This window comes from Bacillus cereus group sp. BfR-BA-01347 (genome assembly GCF_022663835.1).
GTDB lineage: Bacteria > Bacillota > Bacilli > Bacillales > Bacillaceae_G > Bacillus_A > Bacillus_A thuringiensis_K.
Genome location: NZ_JAKUGG010000013.1, coordinates 29,043 through 55,214, shown reverse-complemented (window position 1 = coordinate 55,214; position 26,172 = coordinate 29,043). Strand labels below are relative to the sequence as shown.

Here is a 26,172-nt window from a genome sequence, read left to right as displayed (position 1 = left end):
TCAGTTAAAAAATATATCACATTAAATTTAATGTGATATACAATTAAGTTGTTAGAAAAGGAGGAGGTATGCTATACTATTTTTGTGAAACAAATTGTACAGAAAACTTATCATTTGTTAAAAAATAAGGTATGATGGATAAAAATAAAGTGAAGCTTTCTAAGTATAATATAATGTGGAAAGTGAAGAACTTCACGCTTTTTAAGGTGTGTATATATTTTATCTCTAGAGTGGTAGGAAAGTAGAGGGGGAAAATCATGACAAAGCTGCAACGTATTCAAAAAGTATTGGTAGCTAACCGTGGAGAGATTGCAATTCGTGTGTTTCGAGCTTGTTCGGAACTAGGATTAAAAACAGTTGCAATCTATTCTAAAGAGGATAGTGGTTCTTATCATCGCTATAAAGCCGATGAGTCCTATTTAGTTGGGGAAGGAAAAAAACCAATTGATGCTTATCTAGATATTGAAGGCATTATTGAGATTGCAAAAAGTAATCATGTAGATGCAATCCACCCTGGATATGGTTTCTTGTCAGAAAATATTCAATTCGCGAAACGTTGCGAAGAAGAAGGAATTATCTTTATCGGTCCAAAAAGTAAGCATTTAGATATGTTTGGAGATAAAGTGAAAGCAAGAACACAAGCGCAGCTAGCACAAATTCCAGTTATACCTGGTAGTGATGGTCCAGTAGATTCATTAGAAGAAGTCGAAAAATTTGCTGAAAAGTATGATTACCCGATTATTATTAAAGCGTCCCTTGGTGGTGGCGGTCGTGGTATGCGTATTGTGCGTACTAGTGAGGAATTAGGAGAATCATATAATCGAGCGAAATCAGAAGCGAAAGCAGCCTTTGGTAATGATGAAGTTTACGTCGAAAAATTCGTTGAAAAACCTAAACATATAGAAGTACAAATTTTAGCAGATGAAGAAGGTAATGTTGTTCATTTATACGAGCGTGACTGTTCTGTACAACGTCGTCATCAAAAAGTTGTAGAAATAGCACCGAGTGTATCACTTTCAGATGATTTGCGTCAGTGTATTTGTGATGCTGCTGTGAAGTTAACGAAAAATGTAAACTATTTAAATGCAGGAACAGTAGAATTCCTTGTAAAAGATGATGAGTTTTACTTTATTGAAGTAAATCCACGTGTTCAAGTAGAACATACGATTACAGAAATGATTACAGGAGTAGATATCGTTCAATCACAAATTTTAATAGCTGATGGACATTCATTACATAGCAAAATGGTAGGTGTGCCGAAGCAAGAGGAAGTAGTTGTGCATGGATTTGCAATTCAATCTCGTGTAACAACTGAAGATCCGCTAAATAATTTTATGCCGGATACAGGAAAAATTATGGCGTATCGATCAGGCGGTGGTTTTGGTGTGCGTCTTGATACAGGAAATAGCTTCCAAGGTGCAGTTATTACACCGTACTACGATTCTTTACTTGTAAAAGTTACAACTTGGGCACTTACTTTTGAGCAAGCTGCTGCAAAAATGGAACGTAACTTAAAAGAATTCCGTATTCGTGGTATTAAAACAAATATTCCATTCTTAGAGAATGTAGTAAAACATAAAAACTTCTTATCAGGGGAATATGATACGTCGTTTATTGACGCGTCACCGGAACTGTTCTTGTTCCCGAAACGTAAAGACCGTGGAACAAAAATGTTAAATTATATTGGCACAGTAACAGTAAATGGTTTCCCAGGAGTAGGGAAAAAAGAAAAACCAATATTCCCAGATGCTCGTATTCCATGTTTAAAACATTCAGAGCCAATTCAAAATGGAACGAAACAAATTTTGGACGAGCGTGGAGCAGACGGATTAGTAAAATGGGTACAGGATCAAAAACGTGTACTTTTAACGGATACAACATTCCGTGATGCACACCAGTCATTACTTGCAACTCGTATTCGTACAAAAGATTTACATCAAATTGCGGAGCCAACAGCGAGAATGTTACCGAACCTATTCTCAGCGGAAATGTGGGGCGGTGCAACGTTTGATGTTGCGTATCGTTTCTTAAAAGAAGATCCATGGGAACGATTACTAGATCTTCGTGAAAAAATGCCGAACGTGTTATTCCAAATGTTACTTCGTTCTTCAAACGCAGTTGGATACAAAAACTATCCAGATAATTTAATCCAAAAATTTGTGGAATGTTCTGCTCAAGCTGGCATTGATGTATTCCGTATTTTTGATAGCTTAAACTGGGTGGAAGGCATGAGAGTTGCAATTGATGCTGTACGAGACACTGGTAAAATTGCAGAAGCAACAATGTGCTACACAGGAGATATTCATGATCCACTGCGTAGTAAATATGATTTAAATTACTATAAAAATTTAGCAAAAGAGTTAGAAGCATCAGGAGCTCATATTTTAGGTATTAAAGATATGGCGGGCTTACTAAAACCAAATGCAGCATATGATTTAGTTTCTGCATTAAAAGAGACAGTGTCGATTCCAATTCATCTGCACACGCACGATACGAGTGGAAATGGTATATTAACGTATACGAAGGCAATTGAAGCAGGTGTTGATATCGTCGATGTAGCAGTGAGTTCTATGGCTGGTCAAACGTCACAACCAAGTGCCAACACGCTATACTATGCGTTAGGCGGAAACGAAAGACAACCAGATGTTAATATAGATTCTTTAGAAAAACTATCTCATTATTGGGAAGATGTACGCAAATACTATGCACCGTTTGAAAGTGGTATGAATGCGCCTCATACAGAGGTATATATGCATGAAATGCCGGGTGGGCAGTATAGTAATCTTCAGCAACAAGCGAAAGCGGTTGGTTTAGGAGATCGTTTCGATGAAGTGAAAGTAATGTACCGCCGTGTGAATGACATGTTTGGAGATATTGTAAAAGTAACGCCATCATCAAAAGTTGTTGGTGATATGGCATTATTTATGGTTCAAAACCATCTGACAGAACAGGATGTTTTAGAGCGTGGGCATGCGATGGACTTCCCAGGGTCTGTTGTTGAAATGTTCTCGGGTGATTTAGGTCAACCGTACGGTGGTTTCCCGAAAGAATTACAAAAGATTATTTTAAAAGGAAAAGAGCCATTAACAGTAAGACCAGGTGAATTACTAGAGCCAGTAGACTTTGAAGCGTTAAAAGAAGAATTATTCCATAAAATTGGACGCGAAGTAACGATTTTTGATGTAGTTGCATATGCTTTATATCCAAAAGTATTTATGGACTATGAAAAAGTTGCTGAGCTTTATGGAAATGTATCTGTACTTGATACACCGACGTTCTTCTATGGTATGAGACTAGGTGAAGAAATTGATGTAGAAATTGAACAGGGTAAGACATTGATGGTTAAACTTGTATCAATTGGAGAACCACAGCCGGATGGACACCGTGTTCTTTACTTGGAATTTAACGGTCAACCACGTGAAATTATCGTGAAAGACGAGAGTGTAAAAGCAACAGTTGCACAACGTGTGAAAGGAAACCGTGAGAATCCAAATCATATTAGTGCAACGATGCCAGGAACGGTAATTAAAGTAGTTGTAAAAGAAGGCGATGAAGTGAAAAAAGGCGATTCTATGGCAATTACAGAAGCGATGAAAATGGAAACGACAGTTCAAGCGCCGTTTAATGGTAAAGTGAAAAAAGTATATGTTAACGATGGTGATGCAATTCAAACAGGTGATTTACTTATTGAATTAGATCACTAAAATAAGAAAAGAGCTGTGTAAATACAGCTCTTTTCTTATTGCAAAAAATCCCTTGCCGAATTGGCAAGGGATTTTAGTTTTAAATTATTTTGTTTGTTTAGAAGTTGATTCGGCTTCTTTTGCATTCACTTTACTTCTTGTTCCTAACATAACTAAATAGCATAGTACGGCAAACAAGCAAGAAATGAATAGAGAATGTAACAATGCCATTGCTAAACTAGCGTTTGTAAATACAACTAAAACTCCTACTACAGCTTGAAGTGTAACAAGGATAAATGAAATGATCCATCCCCAATATACTACAGGTTGCTGTTTGTAATGGCGGATAGCGAGAATCATCGCGTATAGTATCCAAGCGAAAATTAACATCGCTGCAACTCTATGGCCCATTTGAACCCATTCATGTAGTTGAGTTGGCATAGGTCTGTTTTTGCTACATAAAGGAAAGTCTGGACAGGCTAAGCTAGCTCGTTCGTGACGTACTAAAGCGCCTGTGTAGACGACGATATAACTGTAAATTGTTACACCATAAATATGAAATTTCATTTTTTTGTCCATAATAAGTGAACGTGCATCAAATTTTTGGTCAATTTCAAAGATAAGACACGTTAATAAAATGACAGAAGCAAATGAAATTAAGGAAATACCGAAATGGATAGCAAGTACAGCTGGCATTTGTCCCCAAACAACTGCTGCTGCTCCCATTAATGCTTGTGCAACTAAAAATACGAAGGATAAAATTGCTAACGTTTTTGTTTCACGCACATGTTTATAATATTTCCAGGACAAAATACAAAGGAGTGTGACAAGAATTCCAGCTGATCCGGATGTTAATCGGTGGCTAAGTTCAATAATAGTTTCCATTGATAAATTAGATGGAACAAATTCACCGTTACAAAGTGGCCATGATTTACCACAACCTTGACCAGAACCTGTTTTTGTAACTAAAGCGCCTCCTAATAAAACTATTAATAAATCAAGGCTTGTAATGACTGCTAACCATTTAATAAAGCGTTGCAATCTCTTTCACCATCTTTCTGCTATGAAGTTATTGCGAAATATTTTCATTCCATTATGTATAGAATAAAACGCGCTAGTTCCTATGATATATAAAAAATAATAAAATAGCAAAGAAATGGAGGGGGAAGGAAAGGGAGAGAAAATAGGTGTAAAAACAGGGTTCACAAGGAAAAAATTGGTTGGAAAATAGGCTATTTTGAAAAGAAATGGGGAGAATACGTGTTAAATAGGACAAAATAGTTTATTATAGAAGGTAACATCATGTTATGATAAGGACAAGTCAGAATGAAGTTTTTTATATTCGACACAAAAAGTTCATGTTTTCTTCACAAAATGTTCGGGAAATATGATTTAATATATTGGAGTATGGGCGTAGATTAGTAGTAGAATGGGTTAACAATGTTTCTACTGTAATAATATTGCTATATAGAAGCGAATTATTTCATTTGAAATAGGCGCAAAAAGAAAGATGAAAGTTTTAAGAGGGGGTTAGAGTGATGAACCATGCAACAAGTGAGCTGCATGATGAGTCCGCTGTTACAAGTGTACCGGAAACAACTCGGTTACAAGATTTATCAGCACTCGTTAAAATGGGGATTGTAAACTCAAATACACTTACTGTATTTACAGGATTTTGGTTGGCATTACACTTTAATGGATTAAGTGTGATGGACAATCTGGATAAGCTATTTTTTACAATCGTTGGTTCAGGATTAATTATGGCGGGGGTATGTTGTTTAAATAACTACATCGATAGAGACATCGATCCGTTAATGGAAAGAACAAAGACACGTCCAACGGTTACTGGAAAGTATAAACCAGGATTTGCACTTACATTTGGACTAGTTATATTACTTCTTGGATTTGTATTCTTATTATTAACAACACCAATGGCAGTTTTAATGGGATTTATTGGTGCTTTCACATATGTTGTCCTATATACTTTATGGACAAAGAGAAAGTATACACTAAATACTGTTGTAGGTAGTATATCTGGAGCAGTTCCACCTTTAATTGGATGGGCAGCAATCGATCCATCTTTAGGTCATCCAATTGCTTGGATGTTATTTTTAATTATGTTTATTTGGCAAATCCCACATTTCCTTGCATTAGCGATGAAACGTGTTGATGAATATCGAAATGCAGGAATTCCAATGCTTCCTGTAGTTCATGGATTTGAAATTACGAAACGCCAAATTATGATTTGGACAGTATGTTTATTACCACTACCATTTTATATGAGTGGACTAGGGATAACATTTATGGTAATTGCAACACTGCTTAACATCGGATGGATCGTTTTAGGATTTTATGGCTTCCGTAAGAAAGATGACATCAAATGGTCCGTGCAAATGTTTGTTTATTCCCTAAATTATTTAACAATCTTATTTGTATCAATGATTGTAGTTACATTCTTCTAAGACAACGACATAATTGGATTTCTTTACGTTGAGATTTACTTTACTTAACTATAAAGTACAATCTAATTCACAAGGAAAGTGGGGGTTGTTTGTATGAAGAAACAGTGGCGACTGCTTTCGTTCGTTTCACTGCTGGCTTTACTGTTAGGGGGATGCGGTAAAGCCTTTCAATCTACTTTAATTCCGCAAGGAGAAGTAGCAAAAATGCAATATGATTTACTTCTACTGGCGAGTGCAATCATGGTAGGAGTAGTGCTAGTAGTTACTATTATTTTCTTGTATGTAATTGTGCGTTTCCGCCAAAAGAAAGGCCAGGAAGATCATATTCCAGAGCAAGTTGAAGGGAATCACAAGCTAGAAATTATATGGACAGTTATTCCGATTATTCTTTTACTAATCTTAGCTGTTCCAACGGTTACATATACATTCAAACTTGCTGATGTAAGTGCGATGGAGAAAAAGAATATTGATAAAGATACTATCGTTGTTGATGTAACAGCGAATCTTTATTGGTGGGAATTTTCTTACAAATCAGAAAAGATAGTAACTTCGCAAGATTTGGTCATCCCCACAGGTAAGAAAGTGTATTTAAATTTGAAGGGTGCCGATATTAAACACTCATTTTGGGTTCCATCTTTAGCAGGGAAAATGGATACAAATACAGACAATGTGAACAAAATGTGGTTAAAGGCAGATAAATCGGGCACTTATAATGGTTTTTGTACCGAATTTTGCGGTCCATCACATTCTTTAATGCAATTTAAAGTGAAAGCTTTAGATGAAAGCGAGTACAAAAAATGGCTTGCTGATATGAAGAAGATTGATGGGAAGAAAGAAGTAGCTTCAACAAAGGCGCAAGAGGGCCAAGAAATATTTAATAAAAGCTGTATTGGTTGTCACGCAGTTGGATCTAATGATAGTAGACCACCTTCCGCTCGTATCGCACCAAACTTAGCAAACTTTGCGGATCGCGATATGGTTGCCGGTATTGCCGAAAACAATGAAGAAAACTTAAAAAAATGGCTGAAAGATCCTGAAAATATGAAGCCAGGAAACAAAATGACTGGCAAATATGGCAACTTAACAGATGATCAAATTGATGCATTAAATGCATACTTACAAACGTTAAAAGTTGAAAAGTAAAGAGGGATTATTCGCGAAGGGGAGGTTGAAAACGTGAGTTCTGTAGCAAAAAAACAGGGGATGGGTGCTGTCATATGGGATTATTTAACGACAGTAGACCATAAAAAGATTGCCATTCTCTATTTAATTGCAGGTGGATTGTTTTTTGTAATAGGCGGAATAGAAGCTCTATTTATTCGCCTTCAATTAGCGATTCCTAACAACGCTTTTCTTGTTGGGGATGCTTATAATCAAGTATTAACGATGCACGGTACAACAATGATTTTCCTCGCAGCTATGCCACTCGTGTTTGCATTTATGAACGCCGCTGTACCACTTCAAATTGGTGCACGTGATGTTGCGTTCCCGTTTTTGAATTCACTCGGATTTTGGTTATTTTTCTTTGGTGGAGTATTTTTAAATTTAAGTTGGTTTTTAGGTGGAGCACCTGATGCAGGATGGACATCTTATGCATCTTTAGCTTTAGCCTCTAAAGGTCATGGGGTTGATTTCTATGTACTTGGCTTGCAAATTTCAGGTATTGGTACATTAATTGGAGGTATCAACTTCCTTGTAACCATTATTAATATGCGTGCGCCAGGGATGACGTATATGCGTATGCCGATGTTTACATGGACGACATTTGTAACATCTTCGCTTATATTATTTGCTTTTCCGCCGTTAACTGTAGGATTAGGACTTTTAATGTTAGATCGCTTATTTGGAACAAGTTTCTTTAATCCAGCGCTGGGCGGGAATACAATTATATGGGAGCATTTATTCTGGATTTTTGGTCATCCAGAGGTATACATTCTTATACTTCCAGCTTTCGGAATATTCTCGGAAATCTTCGCGACATTTTCGAAAAAACGATTATTCGGTTATTCGTCGATGGTGTTTGCGACAGTATTAATTGGATTTTTAGGATTTATGGTATGGGCTCACCATATGTTTACAGTTGGGCTTGGTCCAGTTGCAAATGCTATTTTCTCAGTTGCAACAATGGCGATTGCAGTTCCGACCGGTATTAAAATATTCAACTGGCTCTTTACAATGTGGGGCGGAAGTATTCGCTTCACGACACCAATGATGTGGGCAGTAGCTTTCATTCCATCATTCGTAATGGGTGGAGTTACAGGGGTTATGCTAGCATCTGCACCAGCTGATTATCAATTTCATGATAACTATTTCGTAGTAGCGCATTTTCATTATGTAATCGTTGGCGGTGTTGTATTTGGTTTACTTGCAGGAGCTCATTATTATTGGCCACTGATGTTTAATAAAGTATTAAATGAAACATTAGGAAAGATAACGTTTTGGCTATTCTTTATCGGCTTCCATTTAACGTTCTTTATTCAGCATTTCCTTGGCTTGATTGGTATGCCGCGTCGTTACTACACATATCTTGAAGGGCAAGGGTTGGAAATGGGGAATATGATTAGTTCTATCGGAGCGGTATTTATGGCTCTTGGAACGATTGTTCTTTTATTCAATGTAATTAAAACGACAGTATCAAAAGAAAAAGCTGGTCGTGATCCGTGGGATGCACGTACATTAGAATGGACAATGCCGGCACCGACACCAGAATATAACTTTAAACAATTACCATTTGTTCGCGGATTAGATCCGTTTTGGATTGAAAAACGTGAAGGTAATAAAGAGATGACAGCAGCGGAACCAGTTGGTGATATTCATATGCCAAATCCTTCGTTTTCACCATTTGTCATTTCTTTCGGATTGTTTATAGCGGCATTTGGTGCGATGTATATGCAGGGCGGAAAAGATAAGTTTTGGTTATTAGTAGCAATTATTGGTTTAATCATTACATTTGGCGCAATGTTCCTACGTTCAGTAATCGATGATCATGGATATCATATTCATAAAGAAGATTTAGATGATAAGGGGGGCAAGGCATAATGCATGTAGATGAAAAATTAACGAATGAAACATTTCCAGCAGAGCCTGAAAAAGCAACCCTTGAAGGGAAAAATAAGTTTGTCGGTTTTTGGTTATTTCTTGGAGGCGAAACAGTGTTGTTCGCTTCCTTATTTGGCACATATTTAGCGTTAAAGAATTCTACAAATGGTGGACCAACATCTCAAGAGATGTTCCAAATGCCACTCGTTTTTATTATGACGATGCTTTTATTAACGAGTAGCTTAACGAGTGTATATGCGATGTATCACATGAAAAACTTTAACTTTAAGAAAATGCAACTTTGGTTACTAGTAACTGTATTGCTAGGTTTAGGGTTTTTAGGGTTTGAGATATATGAGTTTTATCATTATACACATGAATTTAAGCATACTATGAGAAGTAGTGCCTTTGGCTCTGCGTTTTATGCTCTTGTTGGTACACATGGACTCCACGTATTGTTTGGGTTATGTTGGATTTTAACATTAATCTTTAGAAATGCGAAGAGAGGTCTAAATTTATACAATGCACCGAAGTTTTATGTTGCATCGATTTATTGGCACTTTATTGACGTAGTTTGGGTGTTTATTTTCACTGTAGTATATTTAATGGGAATGGTGGGATAAACAATGGCGATAAAGCAAACGAATAATCCTAAAGTTGATCTTGTTTATCGGAAGAGAAAAAGTGCGGAGGAAATGAGGCATCAAGTTATTACGTTTGCATTAATGATTTTTTTAACATTAGTTGCATTTGTAGCAGTGGCGTATCCAAAAACTTTTAGTCCGACTTTCTCTGTACCGTTTATTTTACTATTAGCAGTGGTACAAGTAATTTTTCAATTGTATTATTTTATGCATATGAGTCATAAAGGACATGAAGCAGCAAGTTTCTTTCTTTACTCTGGTTTGCTAATAGGGTTAATTACAATTTTAGCTTTTATGACAATCGTGTGGATTTGAAAAGTGAAAAATAAGGGAGCTTGTGTTGTCACAGCTCCCTCTTCATATTATGAGATAACCTTACGAAGGTCGGTGTGAAAATGAGTAACTTGTGGATATTTGGTTTTCAGGCTTTATGGAGTCCAATCTTTTTATTATTTATGCTTTCGATTCTTATTGGGTACTTCTTAATTATTGGGCCATATAGAATGCGATTTGAAAATGCGACGAAGGTAAGTAAGAAGCAAATTTTTTATTTTACGACTGGTATTGTTCTTTTGTATTTTGTAAAGGGAGGGCCTATTGATTTAATTGGCCATATTATATTTAGTGCTCATATGTTTGAAATGGCAGTCATGTATATTGCGGTTCCACCGTTACTGTTGCTTGGTATACCAATTTGGTTATATCGTTATATTACTTCTTTTAAGTTCGTTCAAGTTATATTAAAGGTATTTGCTAAACCACTTATTGCGTTGTTTGTATTTAACGGCCTGTTTTCTTTTTATCATTTACCAGTTGTTTTTGATACAGTAAAACAAAGTCAAATAGCTCATCCTATTTGTCTCGCTATATTGTTTTTTACAGCAATCATGATGTGGTGGCCGATGTTAAATCCATTACCAGAATATCAAACGTTAAGTGATATAAAGAAACTTGGTTATATGTTTGCTAACGGCATATTATTAACGCCTGCTTGTGCGTTAATCATTTTTGCAACAGCCCCGCTATTTGCAACGTATACGGATCCGGCTGCTTGGATGAAAGCGATGGAACTATGTGTACCAGCGGGTACTTTATCTGATTTAAATATAACGGGACCAGAATTTTTGCACTGGATGCCAGTCGTACAAGACCAGCAAACTGGTGGTATCATAATGAAAATTGTCCAGGAAATAGTGTACGGTACAATTATAGGTTATGTATTCTTTAGATGGGCACGTAGAGAACGTGAAAAGGATAAGGAGCAGTTGCAACAATTGCCGCCATATTTACAGACTAAGTAAAAAAGTGTATGGGATTCCATACGCTTTTTTACTTAGTCACTTTAAAAAGATTGAATTTTCTAACTATTTGTGTTAAGTTAGTGTAGGCGTGTACTAAAAGTGGATATAAAATTTACTACTAGTTTTCATGCGTAATAATTCCATGTGTAGTGCAAGTTTTTTAGAGAGTTACAAATATATATTGTTATATTTAATAAATACGAACTATTTTAAGGGGGAGTTTAAATGGGTAGTAGTGGAAGTATGGTAAAGCCGATTAGTGGTTTTTTGACAGCACTAATTCAATATCCAGTACCAGTAGTAGAGTCACGTGCAGACATTGATAAACAAATTCAACAAATCATAAAAACAATTCATTCGACCAAATCAGGTTACCCTGGATTAGAATTGATAGTATTTCCTGAATATAGTACACAAGGGCTAAATACAAAAAAATGGACTACAGAAGAATTTTTATGTACAGTGCCTGGGCCGGAAACAGACTTATTTGCTGAGGCATGTAAAGAATCTAAAGTATATGGTGTTTTTTCAATAATGGAGAAAAATCCTGATGGTGGAGAGCCATATAATACCGCAGTTATTATTGATCCACAAGGTGAGATGATTTTGAAGTATCGTAAGCTAAATCCTTGGGTGCCAGTCGAGCCTTGGAAAGCTGGAGATTTAGGCTTACCTGTTTGTGATGGACCTGGAGGAAGTAAATTAGCTGTTTGTATTTGTCATGATGGTATGTTCCCTGAAGTAGCTCGTGAAGCGGCCTATAAAGGTGCAAATGTCTTAATTCGTATTTCTGGATATAGTACACAAGTTAGTGAACAATGGATGCTAACCAATCGTTCAAATGCATGGCAGAATTTAATGTATACATTGTCGGTAAACTTAGCGGGTTATGATGGTGTATTTTATTACTTTGGTGAAGGACAAGTATGTAATTTTGATGGGACTACTTTAGTACAGGGACATCGAAATCCTTGGGAGATTGTTACTGCTGAAGTATATCCAGAACTAGCAGATCAAGCTAGATTAGGATGGGGATTGGAAAATAATATATATAATCTAGGTTCAAGAGGATATGTAGCAACTCCTGGTGGGGTGAAAGAAAATCCATATACGTTTGTAAAAGATTTAGCTGAAGGTAAATATAAGGTTCCTTGGGAAGAGGAGATTAAAGTAAAAGATGGATCTATTTATGGATATCCAGTAAAAAAACGATTCATTCTTAGGGAAGGGAAATAAAACAAGCGCATCATATTGATGCGCTTATTTTTGTTAATCAATAATTTGAAATTCTTTTAACTCTTTTTCGACATTTTGTAGGAGTTGTTCGCTTTTTTGAAGTACATTCGTTGGGAAAGTCTCATCATCACCATATTCAACGCCGTGAGGATAATAATGTTTTCCTAATAAGGGGGGAAGTAGTTTTACTTCAGCATGTCTACTGCCAATGTCACCTTCAATAGCAACTCCTTGTACTCGTAAATAATAAATATCCTTTAATATTTCAAATTTATAATCGTATGTAACCCGTTCATAATCCCACTGTCCAGCAAGTACGAAGTGGTTGTTTTCCATGATTTCAGTTAAAAGAGTTAATTCAACGACGGCTCCATTAAATTTCGTATTTGTAAATTGCATATAATACCTCCTTTTTTAATGTTACACCATTATTTTTATAATAGTATGAATAATAAGAAAGTGCAATTCATATTGAGAGAAAAGGGATAATCCAGACTTTTTTCACAAAAATATGATATAGTGAAAAGAGTACGGTACACACAAAAAGAAAGAAATGGATTTGTGTATATCTCAATTTTATGTTTTGTTCAGGAGGTATATCGTTTGAAGAAATTATTGCGTATCGTAATGATTACATTTTTAATTTTAGCTGTTGATTTATACGGGAAATTACTCGTTTCACAATATATATTAACCCCATCTCAATCAAAGCAAGAAAATAAAATTGTGAAAAAGAAAAAGCAAATGAAGGAAGACTCCCCAGATACTGTTTTAAATATGATTGGTGAAGACTCTGAAAACTTATTAGCGAAGTGGGGAGAACCCTCTCGAATAGAGCCATCTGCATACGGATATGAATGGTGGGTATACAACCAGGATTTAACTCAGTATGTTCAATTTGGAGTTTCTGAACGTAAAGTTGTAACGGCGTACGCAGCTGGTGAACAAGTTAAGGTTCTACCTTATTATATAAATGAAAAATATGAAGAAGTATATAAAAAAAGTCCGCTTTCGCATGAAATTTCATTAAAAAGAGGGAAAAATAGTTATCAATTTGAGCTATCTGATACCGAAGTCATGGAACAACCGTTAATACCTGTAGAAGATGGATGGGCGCAATTGTATTTTGATCAATTTACACATGAGCTTGTTGGTGTTCGTTATATGGATGATGAAACTTTATTACGCCAAAGACCGTATCAGCTCGTTTATTCAGGTGAATTAATAGCAGAACAACCATTGACTCCGGAAAAAATAAAACAAGTAGAAAATGGGAATATGCAACAAATTTTTGATTTAACAAATATCATTCGAAGTCGTCATAAATTACCATTACTAACATGGGATCAGGAAACAGCAGATGTTGCTGTTGGTCACAGTAAAGATATGAAAGACAATAATTATTTTTCTCATGACTCACCTACATTAGGTACGCTAGGAGATCGTTTGCAGCGCGGGAAAGTAGGATTTCAACTTGCTGGTGAGAACATAGCGGCGCAACATAGTGATGGAATTGCGGCAGTGCAAGGGTGGTTAAATAGTGAGGGGCATAGAAAGAATTTATTAAATGAACAATTTACAGGATTAGGTGTTGGTGTATACGATAAATTTTATACACAAAACTTTATTCGAAAATAAAGCGAAACTGTAAGCGGTGGGGTGTTACATCACCAAATTAGTTACTTCGTATTCACTGAATTGTAGGTGGGAATCTGACCGTATGCAAATAGGAGAAAAAAAGGTGCATGAATCGTCTAAAAATAGGCGAACCATGCGCCTTTTTTTTCTTACTATATAGTAGATATACATGGAGAGGTGAGGATTATGCCAACAACAAAAGGACCGTTACATCCATCGGTTCAACAGTTTAAAGAATTTGTAAACCATCACCCTAAAATGGTTCATGAGGTTAGAAGTGGTCACAAAACATGGCAACAATTTTATGAAGAATGGTACTTACTTGGTGAAGAGGACCCAATATGGGCAACGTATAGACCGGATGGAGCGCCTGCGTTTTCTTCGGTAAAAGAAAATAAAAAAGAAAAAGATAATCGAACTGAAGAGGAAAAAACTGCTGATGTGATGGGGCAAATGCTTTCTTTTTTTAAAAAGTTGGACGTGGAACAAATGCAGAACCATTTAGCTAATGTGACGAGTGCAATTGGGAGCGTGCAACAAGTTATTCAGCAATTTCAAGGTAACCGTACGCAGCAAGAGCAAAGTACTTCAGAAAATAACCCGTTTTTCTTTCAAAAGGATTAGGGGGAAAGATGATGAGAGCAGAAATTATGGAGTTTATAAAGGCTGATGAGGATTTATCTCGCTATATTAGAGAACAACCATACTGGTATAGAAAATTAACACGAAATCCTGAAGAAAAAGAGGCTTTTGAGTTAGCGGCGATGCAACATTTCAAAAAAACAATACCAGATAAAGTGGAAAAGTTTCAAAATCAATTGGCCGTTGCTTCGATTATGATTGATATGTTTCAGTATATGAAGCAACAAAATGCAACCTAATTGGAAGTGAAAAATATGTCCGTCATGCAGAACTTTTGTTACAATAGAGATTGATTATTTAAAAAGGAGTTGCAGCATGACGGAAATTTGTTTAGTACGACATGGACAAACTGATTGGAATTTTCAAGAAATTATTCAGGGACGAGAAGATATTCCGCTTAATGAAGTTGGTAAGAAGCAAGCGAGTCAAAGTGCAGCTGCTTTACAAAAAGAAACGTGGGATATCATTATAAGTAGCCCGTTAATTAGAGCGCAAGAAACGGCTAATGAAATTGCAAAGGCAGCTGGATTACAATCGATTTTATTAGATGAGCGATTTGTTGAACGGAATTTTGGGGAAGCTTCAGGGAAGCCGGTTGCGGCTGTTAGAGAGTTGATTGCTGAAGGTAAAGTAGAAGGTATGGAGCGAGATGAAGAGATTGTAGCTCGTTGCTTTGCTGCTTTAGAAGATGTTGCGACAACTCATTTTGGCAAACGTATTATTATTGTTGCTCACTCACACGCGATAAAAGCGATTTTACATGCCATTGAACCAGATGAAATTACATTTAAGACACCATTAAAAAATGCGTGCATTAGTTATGTGAAACAAAATAGTGGAAAATGGGATGTTCTTAAATATAATATAGCGGAACATATTAATGTATAAGTGTGTACGGATATAGTGTAAAAATAGTTTCATTATATCTTTCTTTTGAGTAAGTCACTTCAATTAGTAGTTCTAATCTAAATGTGGTATGATGGATACTCGGAGGTGTCTCTCATGATTGTAGCGACGCTAGAAAGCGTATTAATATTAGATAAGGCAGAGCAGCTTGCAAAAGCGATTATCTGTTCAGATATAGCAGAAGATTATCGTAAGTATTATAGAGAATTACATGAAGATATGGAACTTCAGAAGCTAATTCAGCAATTTACAGCGATGAAAGAACGGTATGAGGAAGTACAGCGTTTTGGAAAATACCATCCTGACTATACTACCGTTTCGATGAAAATGAGAGAATTAAAGCGTTCTGTGGACTTACATGATAAGGTTGCAGCTTTTAAAAGAGCAGAAACTGCTTTGCAGAAGTTATTAGACGAAGTTAGTGTAGCAATCGGTTCGGAAGTGTCTGCTTCCATTAAAGTGCCAACAGGAAATCCATTCTTTGATGCTGGTGGCTGTGGTGGAGGTTGTGGTACTGGCGGAGGTTGTGGTTGTAAAAAAACGGGGTGATGTACCCCGTTTTTTAGAAGTTGGAAGAAAACGTATACAGAGTTTGTCCTGTAATGTTATAAATTTCTGATCGGTTTTCATAGAATATAAAATATATGTTTTTAAAAGGAGAAGATGGAGAAGATTATGTTCGGGCAACGACAAAGTATGATTGTTTATTTACATTCATTGAAACATGCCAAGATTTTAAGGAAATATGGTAACATACATTACATATCAAAACGATTAAAATATGCTGTAGTATATTGTGATATGGAACAAATTGAGCATATGATGCATAAGTTGAACAAACTTCCTTTTGTGAAAAAGATAGAACAGTCGTATCGCCCGTATTTAAAAACGGAATTTGAAAATTCCCGTCCTGATCGAGCAAAAGAATACGATTATAGCTAATAGAAAAAATCCCCTGCTAAATTTAGCGGGGGATTTTTCACTTGAAATAACGTGTTATTTCATCGGAGGAATGAAATTGTTCATTCGTAAAATACCAATTAAATGATTAAAAAATAGTTCTTTTTCTGGGAAAGTTGTAGATGGTTTTACAGTAAAGGTAGCCACTTTTTTCCCAAGTTGTTCTGCCGCTTCTTCAAATAAAATGACACGTTTACTTTTTTTATTTTCAAATACAGGAATGCCTTCACGACATATGTATAATGGTTGGAAATCACCAGTAGTAGTTGGTTTTAATATTACAACAAGCGAACACACTTTTTTATCGTTTTTTATCGTTTCAAATTGTAACATATGTGCTATACGTTCTTGATTTGTTTTGGCAATTTCAAGTAATTCATATAAATCAGAGTAGCCTTCTCCAAGTTCTATAAAGCGTTGAATCATATCTTTTCCTCCTCTTTCTTTTACTGTACCATTTCACTTTTTAAATGAAAAGCACACAAAGAAAAAAAACCCTGCATAGCAGGGCCCTTCTTATACTAGCATGTACTAGTAAGAAGGCAAAGGGAGAGGAGAAACCGGAGGAAGAACTTATGGGGAAACGTAAGTCTTCTCCGCGGTTGGCAACAACATCGAAGGTGATGTTGTTATAATTATTTATGTCCAATCTAAATGAAGATATACATAATGAAATTGAATTTTATGTTGGGCTTTTTATTTTTCTTTTTTTTATTTTGTGATAGGATAAAAAAGATAAAGTGGAACTAATATACATATTGGGTTCATATTAGTGAATGATGAGATGAATATATATAAATAACGAGAGGTTATTTAAGGCCGAGTTTTCCTATAGTTAGGTGAATGTGGTTTGTTAGCGGTTACCGAAGTGGAAATGGCTTTCAATAATCCCTCGATAGATTGAAATAAAGGTAGTGACAACAGATGAGAGTAGTTTCAGGAAAATGTAAAGGACACCCACTTAAAGCGGTTCCTGGTAATACAACACGTCCAACGACAGATAAAGTAAAAGAATCTATTTTTAATATGATAGGTCCTTATTTTGATGGTGGTATCGCCCTTGATTTATTTGGTGGTAGCGGTGGTCTTGGAATTGAAGCTTTGAGCAGAGGGATCGATAAAGCAATTTTTGTTGATCGGGATAGTAAAGCGATAAAAGTAATTCATCAAAATTTAGAAAGTTGTAGAATACAGGAACAAGCTGAAGTATATCGAAATGATGCGGAACGTGCAGTAAAGGCGTTAATAAAACGTGAAATGTCATTCGATCTTATATTAATAGATCCTCCATATAAAGAGCAAAAAATTGTATCTTTAATTAGTGTAATGGATCAACATGGATTGCTGCATAGTGATGGATTAATTATGGCAGAGCATGGTAATGATGTGGTTTTACCTAATTCAATAGGTAGGCTTGTAAAAGTACGAGCTGAGAATTATGGGATTACTGCAATATCGATTTATAAGTATGAAGGTGAGGGGACAGAATGACAAGTATAGCTATTTCTTCAGGAAGTTTTGATCCAATTACCCTTGGGCATCTGGATATTATTAAAAGGGGAGCAAAAGTATTTGATGAAGTGTACGTAGTCGTTTTAAACAATTCATCAAAAAAACCATTCTTCTCAGTTGAAGAGCGATTAGAACTAATTCGAGAAGCGACAAAAGATATCCCGAATGTAAAAGTAGATTCGCATAGTGGGCTATTAGTAGAGTATGCAAAGATGCGTAATGCAAATGCAATATTACGTGGTTTACGAGCAGTTTCTGATTTTGAATATGAGATGCAAATTACTTCTATGAATCGAAAATTAGATGAAAATATTGAAACATTTTTTATTATGACAAACAACCAATATTCATTTTTAAGTTCGAGTATTGTGAAAGAAGTTGCGAGGTATGGAGGAAGTGTAGTAGATCTTGTACCTCCTATTGTAGAGCGTGCTTTAAAAGAAAAGTTTCAAACCCCGTTAAAGTGAACGGGGTTTTTCTTTATACGTGCGCAAAAATAATAAAATTACATATAAGTATAGACAAAATAATGTGAAAATTGGTCCGTAATGTATAAAAGATGTCCAAATTTCATGTAGTATAGAAGGGTGCTTGGATAAAAATACAGGAATATCTTGTGGCATAGGTGAGAAAGAACTCACTTTCTCATAAAACGGTGTCCAAAATACAAATGTAAAAATAGGGGCAAGGATACTTTGAATAATTCGTGCGAAAAAATAGGGTTTAAATCTGATATCTGTTTCAGCTAATATGCTAGCAATTTGTGCCTGAATAGAAAGACCGCTAAATGCTAAAATGAAGCTTGTTACCATAGCTTGTTGTAAGAGCGGTGTTTCATTTATTTGACTAATCATTTGGCTTCCGAGTGTCATTTCGAAAATACCTGATAATATAGGTATACTAAAATCTGTACTTAGTTGGAAGAATGATAAAATATATTGCATAATAAAAGAAAGAGCTGCTGTAATGTGGAATACAGTAATCATTTTATTTAACACAGAGAATAAAATAATAAATCCACCAATCATAAGTAATGTTTGAATAGAAGAAACAATAGCATCCCCAAGTAATTTACCAATTGGTCTTTTTTCTTGTAAGCGCGTCTCGTGGAGAATTAAAAAAGGGTTTTGAAAACGACGTTTTTTTGTAGTGTGTGTATTATTTTTGTAAGCGGTATTATCGCCGTGAAAACGCATAATTAATCCGACAGCAAAGTTACTGAAATAATGGGCAGCGGCTAATATAATTCCTAATTTCGGATTATTAAAAAAACCGATAGAAACAGCACCGAAAATAAAAAGTGGATTAGAAGAATTTGTGAAAGAAACGAGGCGCTCCGCTTCAATCTGAGTTAAAAGATTGCTTTTTCGTAGTCTAGCGCTTAATTTGGCGCCTGCAGGGAAACCAGAAGCCATTCCCATCGCCCAAACAAATCCGCCTATCCCTGGAACGCGAAAAAGTGGGCGCATGAGTGGTTCTAATATAACGCCAATAAATTTTACAACACCGATACTAATTAGAAGTTCCGCAATGATGAAAAACGGTAGTAGTGAAGGGAATACAACTTCCCACCATATATTTAACCCGCGAATAGAAGCTTGCAAAGCGGCTTGGGGGTGGAGTACAAGAGAAAAGGTTAAAAATAGCGTTGATATGGTAAGGAAAGCGGTTTTCCATTTTTCATACATGTAAGTAAATCCCCCTTTGTCCCAAAAAACGTTCATTTCAGTATACGTGGATACGTAGTGAATTTAGACCATAAGTATGAAAAAGGAATGAAAAAAATTAAAGGGTGAGAAAAATGAAAGAACCAAAGATTGGTTTAGCACTTGGGTCTGGAGGAGCGAAAGGGTTTGCTCATATTGGTGTAATAAAGGTTTTAAGGGAAGCGGGTATCCCTATTCACATGATTGCAGGAAGTAGTATGGGGGCGTTAATAGGTACGTTTTATGCGGCGAGTAGTAACGTTGAAAGATTGTATAAATTGGCATCTGTTTTTAAGCGGAAGTATTATTTAGATTTCACGGTACCGAAAATGGGATTTATTGCTGGAAAACGTGTCAAAGATATGATTAAAATGTTTACATATAATAAAAATTTAGAAGAGTTAGATATCCCGACGGCTGTTGTGGCTACTGACATATTGAAGGGGGAAAAAGTGGTTTTTACAAGTGGGCCAGTTGCAGATGCGGTGAGGGCTAGCATATCTGTTCCTGGAGTGTTTGTACCAGAAAAAATAGATGGACGATTATTAGTGGATGGTGGAGTCATTGATCGCATCCCAGTATCGGTTGTGAAAGAGTTAGGGGCCGATATTGTTATCGCTGTTGATGTATCTCCAATTAAGGTGAATGGCGATGTTACGTCCATTTATGACGTAATCATGCAAAGTATTGAAATTATGCAGCATGAGCTTGTAATGAATCGGCAAATTGCATCGGATTTAATGATGCGACCAGCTGTAGAGCAATTTAGTTCACGTGCTTTTACAAACATTGAAGATATTATTCGAGTTGGAGAAGTAGAAGCAGAAAAACATGTTTCAAATATTTATTTATTAATTGAGCAGTGGAAGGAGAAACATAATGTTTAAGCGTTTTCGGTTTATATATGCAATCTTAATAGGGGTTATATTGGCGATGTTACTTGTTTACGTACGTTTACCGTATTATGTAACAAAACCAGGAATGGCTGCCAAATTAGAGCCTTACGTTCAAGTTGAGGGTGGAACGAAAGAATCTGGTGATTTTATGCTTGTTACGGTTTCAATGGGACCAGCAAATGTGGTGAATTTAATAGCGGCACAGTTTAATAAATATACACATATTTCGAAAGCGGAAGAAATATTGCAAAAAGGTGAGAGTGATGAAGAATATCAATTTCGCCAAAATTATGCGATGAAAGATTCACAAAATGCAGCAATTTATAATGCATATAAACGTGCAAATCGCTCAGTATCTTTTGAAAATAAAGGTGTATTAGTTGCTGGTGTGGCAAAAGGAATGCCGTCAGAAGGAAAGCTTAAGCTTGGTGATGTTATTATAGCTGTTGATGGAAAAACATTTGAAAAGACGGAGCAATTTATTGAATATATGACTGGAAAAAAAGAAAGCGATGCTGTAAGTATTGAGTACATGAGAAATGGAAAACAATTGAAAGAGAATTTAAATGTAAAGACGATTCCTAATGGGAATGGACGTGTCGGTATAGGTGTTTCTATCGTTACGGAAAGAGAATTAGTGGTCGATCCGAAAGTGAAAATTAATTCTCATGAAATTGGTGGACCATCTGCAGGTTTAATGTTCACATTAGAAATATATAATCAACTTGTGGAAGAAGACTTAACCAAAGGACATGAAATAGCTGGAACAGGTACAATTAATGAAAAAGGAGAAGTGGGCCCGATTGGTGGTATAAATCAAAAAGTGGTGGCTGCTAGCGATGCCGGGGCTGAAGTGTTCTTTGCGCCAAATGAAAAAGGTGCGGAGAAATCGAACTATAAAGATGCACTTGAGACTGCAAAGGATATTAAAACAAAAATGAAAATTGTACCAGTAGATACGCTGGATGATGCGTTAACATATTTAGAAAAGATGGATAAGGAAAAACCTCTCTGAAATAGAGAGGTTTTTTTATAGGAATTTTGTAGATGTTTCATCATAGCGAATAGGATGGTGTGTTATATCCTGTTTTAATAGTTGCGTGCGTAACGGTTCGTGCATGATGGAGAAATATACAGAGTTTGCTTTTTTCTCTATATCTAAAGCGGCATGGTCAAATGTTTTTGTATGAGTAAGGATTGGAAGTTCGATTCTTTTCTTGTTTTTTGAAAGATAAGTTTGTCCTTTTTGTGACATGCCTAGCAGGCGAATATATGGTGCGTGTTGTTCTATATTTGCGCTACGTATTTCCTCTTTTGTTGTGTTTGTTAAAATGTGTGTACAAGCTCTTTGTAATCTAGTCCATGTATAACGTTTTGTTTTTAATGCTTCCATGAATGAATAGAAGGAGGAACTGTTTTGTATTTTTGATAAAATACGATGCTCTAAACCTTCTTCTATTTCATATATATGTCGTAAGTCCCCTGGAGACATCGTCATGAGTTTATATTTGAAAAATGAAAAGTATTGTTCCCAATTATGTAATATCCCGTAGTTTTGTTTGTAATTTGCTAAAAGCGAAGTGGTTGCCTGTGGGAGAAAAGGTTCAATTGCTGTAAATGATCCTTCTTCGCTAAAGAGTTGTTTTCGGATGCTTGTCGCGCTTGCAATATGTTGGTCACTAAATGTTTCATCATGATAATGAGCGGCAAATCTTTTTATAGTTTGAGCTTGTATAGAGCTATTTTGTGACAGGATTGCTTTCATATATTGGAAGCCTAAAATATTATTTGGTTGTGACATATCTATGTTTTTTTCGGATGTTAAAATGTGTGAGAAAGCATCCGATGTTGCTTTTGCATAACTATTACCAGTGCCCATGAATTGTTTTACAAGGCAGTTAAAAGTCTCTTCTTCGTTTTTTTGTACGGAGATGGTATTATAAAAATTTTCGATTTGTCCATCCTCACTACCGAAACAAATTTCAGAAACACGTAGAGCATTTAAAATGGAAATAGCACCATTTGCGAAGGTTTCAGCCTTTTGTGTTGCAAAGACGTATGGAAGCTCTACAACAAGGTCTACGCCGTTTGCTAAGGCCATTTTAGTGCGATACCATTTGGAAATGAGTGAGGGCTCACCACGCTGTAAAAAAGGACCACTCATAACGGCAATTATTATATCGGATTGTGTTAACTTTTTTGTCTGTTGCACATGATAAAGATGACCGTTATGAAAAGGGTTATATTCAACAACAATACCACCAGCTTTTATGGTAATCTCTCCTTTCGATGTAGCATCTTTTTGAAAAACGTGATACTCTATATATTATTTACTATGATGACTTCATTATAGTGTAAAGAAAAAACATTGACAAATATAAAATGGCTAGCTATAATTTTGTTTGTTGCCTTGAGGTGATATGATATGAAATGGTCCATCCATCAATTGAATAAATTGAGAAATAAAGGATTGACATTGGATGAGATGGTAGATGTAAGTGAGCTAAAAGAGGTCGAGAAAGATATTCGTGAAATTAATCCTGTTCATGTAACGGGAAGAGTTGATTTTGGCTCCGGTAAGTTTACGTTTCATCTACATATAACTGGAAGCATGGTTTTACCATGTTCTCGCTCTTTAGTAGATGTGACATTACCATTTGACATTAAAACAACTGAGGTGTTCCAAACTTCACAAGAAGAATTTGAAACTGAAGCTGAAATTCACTCTTTAGAAGGAGAAGTACTTGACTTACTGCCCGTAATCAAGGAAAATATACTTTTGGAGATTCCAATGCAAATTTTCAGTGATGATGTTTCTGGTGGAGCACCGACGCAAGGTCAAGACTGGCAAGTGATTTCGGAAGAAGACAAAGAAAAGACTGTTGATCCAAGATTGGCAGGACTTGCAAAGTTTTTTGACAAATAATCGGAAGACTGGTTCAGGCCTTCATATGAAAATAACTATTTCTTTTAAGGAGGTGGGAAGAATGGCTGTACCTTTTAGAAGAACTTCTAAAACAGTAAAAAGAAAGCGTCGTACGCATTTCAAATTATCAGTACCTGGTATGGTAGAGTGCCCAAGCTGTGGTGAAGCGAAATTAGCTCACCGTGTATGTAAAGCATGCGGTACTTACAAAGGTAAAGAAGTAATCAGCAAGTAATTGCGGGAAAATAAACGCAGAAGATATCTTCTGCGTTTATTTTTTTTGTCTTAATCTTTAGTTGTTGTATTCTATCTTTTCTAGTAACTGCATATGCTTAATAAAAAATGCATAGGGAGGACTAGAGAGATGGCGACAACAAGACAAGATGCTTGGACTGATGATGAAGATTTGCTTCTGGCAGAAGTAGTACTCCGGCATATTCGAGAAGGTGGAACACAACTTTCTGCCTTTAAGGAAGTGGGAAAAAATTTATCTCGTACACCAGCAGCATGTGGGTTTAGATGGAATTCTTACGTAAGAAAGCAATTTAAAGAACGTATTGAGGAAGCAAAGCAACTTCGTAAAGTAGAAAATTATGAAGTGAAAGAGACAAAGGTGTTAGAACCTATGTCAATTACGTTGAATGATGTTATTGATTTCTTGCAAAATTATAAAGATGAAAACTCTTTAACGGTGTTGCAACAACAAGTTGAATCATTACAAACAGAAAGAGAGCGTCTTCTGGAGCGGTTATCAGTATATGAAGAAGAGTATAGAACATTACTTGATTATATCGATCAAAAAAGAAGTGTAATGGTAGCGGAAAGAAACAATGCTCGCTCGAATGAGAAGTTAGAGAAGCTTAAGAAATAAAAAACAGCTGTTATACAGCTGTTTTTTTATTTCTTAAGCTGATTCTTCATTTGTAACCGCATTCAAATTTGCTTCTGGATGCCAAATATAAAAATCTCCATCAGTTACTGATACGGGATTGAAATTTAATTTATCCCAAAAACCAGCTGAATGAATACGTGCTATCGTTTTAATAGGGAATTGCATTTGTTTCGCATGATTTACAAGCATTTGCCCGAATCCTTGTTTTTGAAAAGTTGGTAATACTTCAAGTTTATAAAGTTCGAGGTAGGGACCTGTAATTTCGAATGGTTCTCCGCCATTTCTTTTCATATATAGACTCATACGTGCAATTAGTGATCCACCGTAATAAATACCGTAAAATGGAGATTCACTGTCGTTTTCAATAATGTTTGCTTGTAATTCTTCCAGCATAGATAGTTCCTGGGCTCCGCACCCTTTAAATTTTTTGAATTCATCTAACGTTTTATAATTGATGAGCAAGCGCTCAACTTTTGGGAATCCCATTACATCACATCCTTTTCTTGTCTCGTTGAATGCAGAAAAGTAAAAATATTTACAATAATATTATAACTCATTTTTTTATTTTTATGAAGAAGATAGTATATTTCTTTTTTTATTTTTTTGAGGATTTGCTAAACTAAGAGTAGAAGCGTATTAATAGGTAGTACATACATAGTGAAAAATGAGAGTGTATTTGTTGGGCAAAGGACAGCGGAATTATAGGGCGTGCTCATGTGCTTTAAAAAGATATAAAGGGGGGAAGGCAAGGGCACTTAATGTGAATTCCTTGTGTGAAAATGAAAATTGGAATTGTCGGACCAGGTGCTATTGGTCTATTGTATACATTTTATTTACAAAAAAATAACCAAGATGTTACGTTGTTTACTAGGACGGCTAAGCAGGCGGAAGAATTGAAGGAAACAGGTGTAACTTGTATTAGAGATGGAAGATGTGAAACAGTATATCCATCTGTTTTACCGATAGAAAGTATGGTAGCGCAAAATTTAGATTATATATTTGTTGCTGTGAAGCAATATCATATAGATGACATACTACCGTTTGTGGAAGGGGCATCATCATTAATCTTTTTGCAAAACGGAATGTCGCATCTTCAAAAGATGCTGAACATAGGGAGTGAAAATATAGCTGTTGGTATTGTAGAACATGGTGCGAAAAAAGAGGGAGGGCATATCGTTCATCATACTGGGATAGGGGTAACAAAATTTGGAGTGGTTTGTGGTCAATCTATACATTTTAAAAAAATATTCAATTATTTTCCTGTTGCTTATTTTCCAGTTCAAATAGAAACGGATTGGGAAGAGATTATGCACAAAAAATTAGTAGTAAATGTATGTATCAATCCGTTGACAGCATTATTGGGAGTTAAGAATGGTGAATTAATCACGAATCGTTTTTTTTATCAAATGATGGAGCAAGTGTTTCAGGAGGTCACATTTCTTATTAAAGGAGAAAAAGAAATGATATGGCAAATGGTACGAAATGTGTGTGAAGGAACGTCTCGTAATACATCCTCTATGTTAGCGGATGTAAGAGCGAATAGACAGACGGAAATTAATGCGATTGTTGGATATGTATTAGAAGAAGCTAAGAAACAGCAACGAACAGCTCCGATACTTCAATTTTTGTTCGATGCAATAAAAGGTTTAGAAACAAGAGTATAAGTGTTATTCTTTGCTTTTACGTGAAACATTGACTACAATGTGGATTGGTGAGAGAACTGGATACG

Annotated in this window: 28 protein-coding genes; 22 read left to right on the top strand and 6 right to left on the bottom strand. The window is 35.8% G+C overall.

What is annotated here, in order from left to right:
• Positions 1-257 precede the first annotated feature (257 nt).
• Positions 258-3,704, top strand: coding sequence for a pyruvate carboxylase (gene pyc, locus MR143_RS18880; protein WP_000164053.1), 3,447 nt, complete (start codon positions 258-260; stop codon positions 3,702-3,704).
• Positions 3,705-3,788: 84 nt separating this feature from the next.
• Here the strand turns inward: pyc and ctaA are convergent, their stop codons facing one another.
• Complete coding sequence (ctaA, locus tag MR143_RS18875; RefSeq protein ID WP_001188744.1) at positions 3,789-4,724, bottom strand: heme A synthase; 936 nt, start codon at positions 4,722-4,724, stop codon at positions 3,789-3,791.
• Positions 4,725-5,221: 497 nt separating this feature from the next.
• Here ctaA and ctaB point away from each other — a divergent pair, with 497 nt between their 5' ends.
• The 7 genes from ctaB to MR143_RS18840 all read left to right on the top strand — a co-directional run bounded on the left by ctaB (position 5,222) and on the right by MR143_RS18840 (position 12,365).
• Positions 5,222-6,145 carry a protoheme IX farnesyltransferase gene (ctaB, locus tag MR143_RS18870; RefSeq protein ID WP_001015061.1) on the top strand — a complete coding sequence of 308 codons (924 nt, stop codon included), beginning with the start codon at positions 5,222-5,224 and terminating at the stop codon, positions 6,143-6,145.
• Positions 6,146-6,238: 93 nt separating this feature from the next.
• A complete protein-coding gene (gene coxB / locus MR143_RS18865; protein ID WP_000745265.1) occupies positions 6,239-7,288 on the top strand; it encodes a cytochrome c oxidase subunit II in 1,050 nt (349 codons plus the stop codon).
• A 60-nt stretch (positions 7,289-7,348) separates the two neighbouring features.
• Positions 7,349-9,184, top strand: a complete 1,836-nt coding sequence (gene ctaD, locus MR143_RS18860; RefSeq protein ID WP_153577875.1) for a cytochrome c oxidase subunit I — start codon at positions 7,349-7,351, stop codon at positions 9,182-9,184.
• The gene (gene ctaE, locus MR143_RS18855) at positions 9,184-9,807 is read left to right on the top strand and encodes a cytochrome c oxidase subunit III (RefSeq protein ID WP_000557861.1); all 624 of its coding nucleotides are present in this window, start codon (positions 9,184-9,186) and stop codon (positions 9,805-9,807) included. The genes ctaD and ctaE overlap by 1 nt, the downstream gene beginning before the upstream one ends.
• 3 nt (positions 9,808-9,810) lie before the next feature.
• Entirely contained in the window at positions 9,811-10,143 is a 333-nt protein-coding gene (ctaF, locus tag MR143_RS18850; RefSeq protein WP_000985708.1) for a cytochrome c oxidase subunit IVB, read from the top strand.
• Positions 10,144-10,223: 80 nt separating this feature from the next.
• Positions 10,224-11,129, top strand: coding sequence for a cytochrome c oxidase assembly factor CtaG (gene ctaG / locus MR143_RS18845; RefSeq protein ID WP_000069030.1), 906 nt, complete (start codon positions 10,224-10,226; stop codon positions 11,127-11,129).
• Positions 11,130-11,354: 225 nt separating this feature from the next.
• Positions 11,355-12,365 carry a formamidase gene (locus MR143_RS18840; RefSeq protein WP_199717796.1) on the top strand — a complete coding sequence of 337 codons (1,011 nt, stop codon included), beginning with the start codon at positions 11,355-11,357 and terminating at the stop codon, positions 12,363-12,365.
• 33 nt (positions 12,366-12,398) lie between these two features.
• Here the strand turns inward: MR143_RS18840 and MR143_RS18835 are convergent, their stop codons facing one another.
• Positions 12,399-12,764 (bottom strand): YugN family protein, encoded by a 366-nt coding sequence (locus MR143_RS18835; RefSeq protein WP_001160943.1) that lies wholly within the window; start codon positions 12,762-12,764, stop codon positions 12,399-12,401.
• Positions 12,765-12,968: 204 nt separating this feature from the next.
• Here MR143_RS18835 and MR143_RS18830 point away from each other — a divergent pair, with 204 nt between their 5' ends.
• The 6 genes from MR143_RS18830 (at position 12,969) to MR143_RS18805 (ending at position 16,493) form a co-directional block, all read left to right on the top strand.
• Positions 12,969-14,003, top strand: coding sequence for a CAP domain-containing protein (locus MR143_RS18830; RefSeq protein ID WP_000735380.1), 1,035 nt, complete (start codon positions 12,969-12,971; stop codon positions 14,001-14,003).
• A gap of 186 nt (positions 14,004-14,189) precedes the next feature.
• Positions 14,190-14,627 (top strand): YlbD family protein, encoded by a 438-nt coding sequence (locus MR143_RS18825; protein ID WP_001143346.1) that lies wholly within the window; start codon positions 14,190-14,192, stop codon positions 14,625-14,627.
• 11 nt (positions 14,628-14,638) lie between these two features.
• Positions 14,639-14,884, top strand: coding sequence for a YlbE-like family protein (locus MR143_RS18820; protein ID WP_001200990.1), 246 nt, complete (start codon positions 14,639-14,641; stop codon positions 14,882-14,884).
• A 76-nt stretch (positions 14,885-14,960) separates the two neighbouring features.
• Positions 14,961-15,533, top strand: coding sequence for a histidine phosphatase family protein (locus tag MR143_RS18815; protein ID WP_000134949.1), 573 nt, complete (start codon positions 14,961-14,963; stop codon positions 15,531-15,533).
• Between the two features lie 114 nt (positions 15,534-15,647).
• Entirely contained in the window at positions 15,648-16,100 is a 453-nt protein-coding gene (locus tag MR143_RS18810; protein WP_000634363.1) for a YlbF/YmcA family competence regulator, read from the top strand.
• 126 nt (positions 16,101-16,226) lie between these two features.
• Positions 16,227-16,493, top strand: coding sequence for a YlbG family protein (locus MR143_RS18805; RefSeq protein ID WP_002082261.1), 267 nt, complete (start codon positions 16,227-16,229; stop codon positions 16,491-16,493).
• Positions 16,494-16,547: 54 nt separating this feature from the next.
• Here MR143_RS18805 and MR143_RS18800 read toward each other — a convergent pair whose 3' ends face one another.
• Positions 16,548-16,937: a DUF7147 family protein gene (locus tag MR143_RS18800; RefSeq protein WP_000616015.1), complete on the bottom strand. Its 390-nt coding sequence runs from the start codon at positions 16,935-16,937 to the stop codon at positions 16,548-16,550.
• A 498-nt stretch (positions 16,938-17,435) separates the two neighbouring features.
• Between MR143_RS18800 and rsmD the strand changes: the two genes are divergently transcribed.
• Together rsmD and coaD are read left to right on the top strand one after the other, a co-directional pair.
• Positions 17,436-18,002: a 16S rRNA (guanine(966)-N(2))-methyltransferase RsmD gene (gene rsmD / locus MR143_RS18795; protein ID WP_001266977.1), complete on the top strand. Its 567-nt coding sequence runs from the start codon at positions 17,436-17,438 to the stop codon at positions 18,000-18,002.
• Positions 17,999-18,490 (top strand): pantetheine-phosphate adenylyltransferase, encoded by a 492-nt coding sequence (coaD, locus tag MR143_RS18790; RefSeq protein ID WP_000200601.1) that lies wholly within the window; start codon positions 17,999-18,001, stop codon positions 18,488-18,490. The genes rsmD and coaD overlap by 4 nt, the downstream gene beginning before the upstream one ends.
• Here coaD and ylbJ read toward each other — a convergent pair.
• Positions 18,482-19,711 (bottom strand): sporulation integral membrane protein YlbJ, encoded by a 1,230-nt coding sequence (ylbJ, locus tag MR143_RS18785; protein ID WP_000273081.1) that lies wholly within the window; start codon positions 19,709-19,711, stop codon positions 18,482-18,484. The two genes, coaD and ylbJ, sit on opposite strands and share 9 nt — an antisense overlap.
• A 113-nt stretch (positions 19,712-19,824) precedes the next feature.
• Between ylbJ and MR143_RS18780 the strand changes: the two genes are divergently transcribed.
• Positions 19,825-20,616: a patatin-like phospholipase family protein gene (locus tag MR143_RS18780; RefSeq protein ID WP_000662590.1), complete on the top strand. Its 792-nt coding sequence runs from the start codon at positions 19,825-19,827 to the stop codon at positions 20,614-20,616.
• Positions 20,609-21,640 (top strand): SepM family pheromone-processing serine protease, encoded by a 1,032-nt coding sequence (locus tag MR143_RS18775; RefSeq protein ID WP_000476298.1) that lies wholly within the window; start codon positions 20,609-20,611, stop codon positions 21,638-21,640. Before MR143_RS18780 ends, MR143_RS18775 begins: the two co-directional genes overlap by 8 nt.
• A 15-nt stretch (positions 21,641-21,655) precedes the next feature.
• Here the strand turns inward: MR143_RS18775 and MR143_RS18770 are convergent, their stop codons facing one another.
• Positions 21,656-22,837 (bottom strand): nucleotidyltransferase, encoded by a 1,182-nt coding sequence (locus MR143_RS18770; RefSeq protein ID WP_242280890.1) that lies wholly within the window; start codon positions 22,835-22,837, stop codon positions 21,656-21,658.
• Between the two features lie 213 nt (positions 22,838-23,050).
• Between MR143_RS18770 and MR143_RS18765 the strand changes: the two genes are divergently transcribed.
• The 3 genes from MR143_RS18765 (at position 23,051) to MR143_RS18755 (ending at position 24,422) form a co-directional block, all read left to right on the top strand.
• Positions 23,051-23,551: a YceD family protein gene (locus MR143_RS18765; protein WP_000872149.1), complete on the top strand. Its 501-nt coding sequence runs from the start codon at positions 23,051-23,053 to the stop codon at positions 23,549-23,551.
• A gap of 61 nt (positions 23,552-23,612) precedes the next feature.
• Entirely contained in the window at positions 23,613-23,786 is a 174-nt protein-coding gene (gene rpmF, locus MR143_RS18760) for a 50S ribosomal protein L32 (RefSeq protein ID WP_001984764.1), read from the top strand.
• Between the two features lie 129 nt (positions 23,787-23,915).
• Positions 23,916-24,422 carry an RsfA family transcriptional regulator gene (locus MR143_RS18755; protein WP_000246464.1) on the top strand — a complete coding sequence of 169 codons (507 nt, stop codon included), beginning with the start codon at positions 23,916-23,918 and terminating at the stop codon, positions 24,420-24,422.
• Positions 24,423-24,455: 33 nt separating this feature from the next.
• On the opposite strand, the gene MR143_RS18750 is transcribed toward MR143_RS18755, so the two are convergent.
• A complete protein-coding gene (locus tag MR143_RS18750) occupies positions 24,456-24,929 on the bottom strand; it encodes an N-acetyltransferase (protein ID WP_000506692.1) in 474 nt (157 codons plus the stop codon).
• Positions 24,930-25,222: 293 nt separating this feature from the next.
• Between MR143_RS18750 and panE the strand changes: the two genes are divergently transcribed.
• Positions 25,223-26,107, top strand: a complete 885-nt coding sequence (gene panE, locus MR143_RS18745) for a 2-dehydropantoate 2-reductase (protein WP_242280893.1) — start codon at positions 25,223-25,225, stop codon at positions 26,105-26,107.
• Positions 26,108-26,172: the final 65 nt, after the last annotated feature.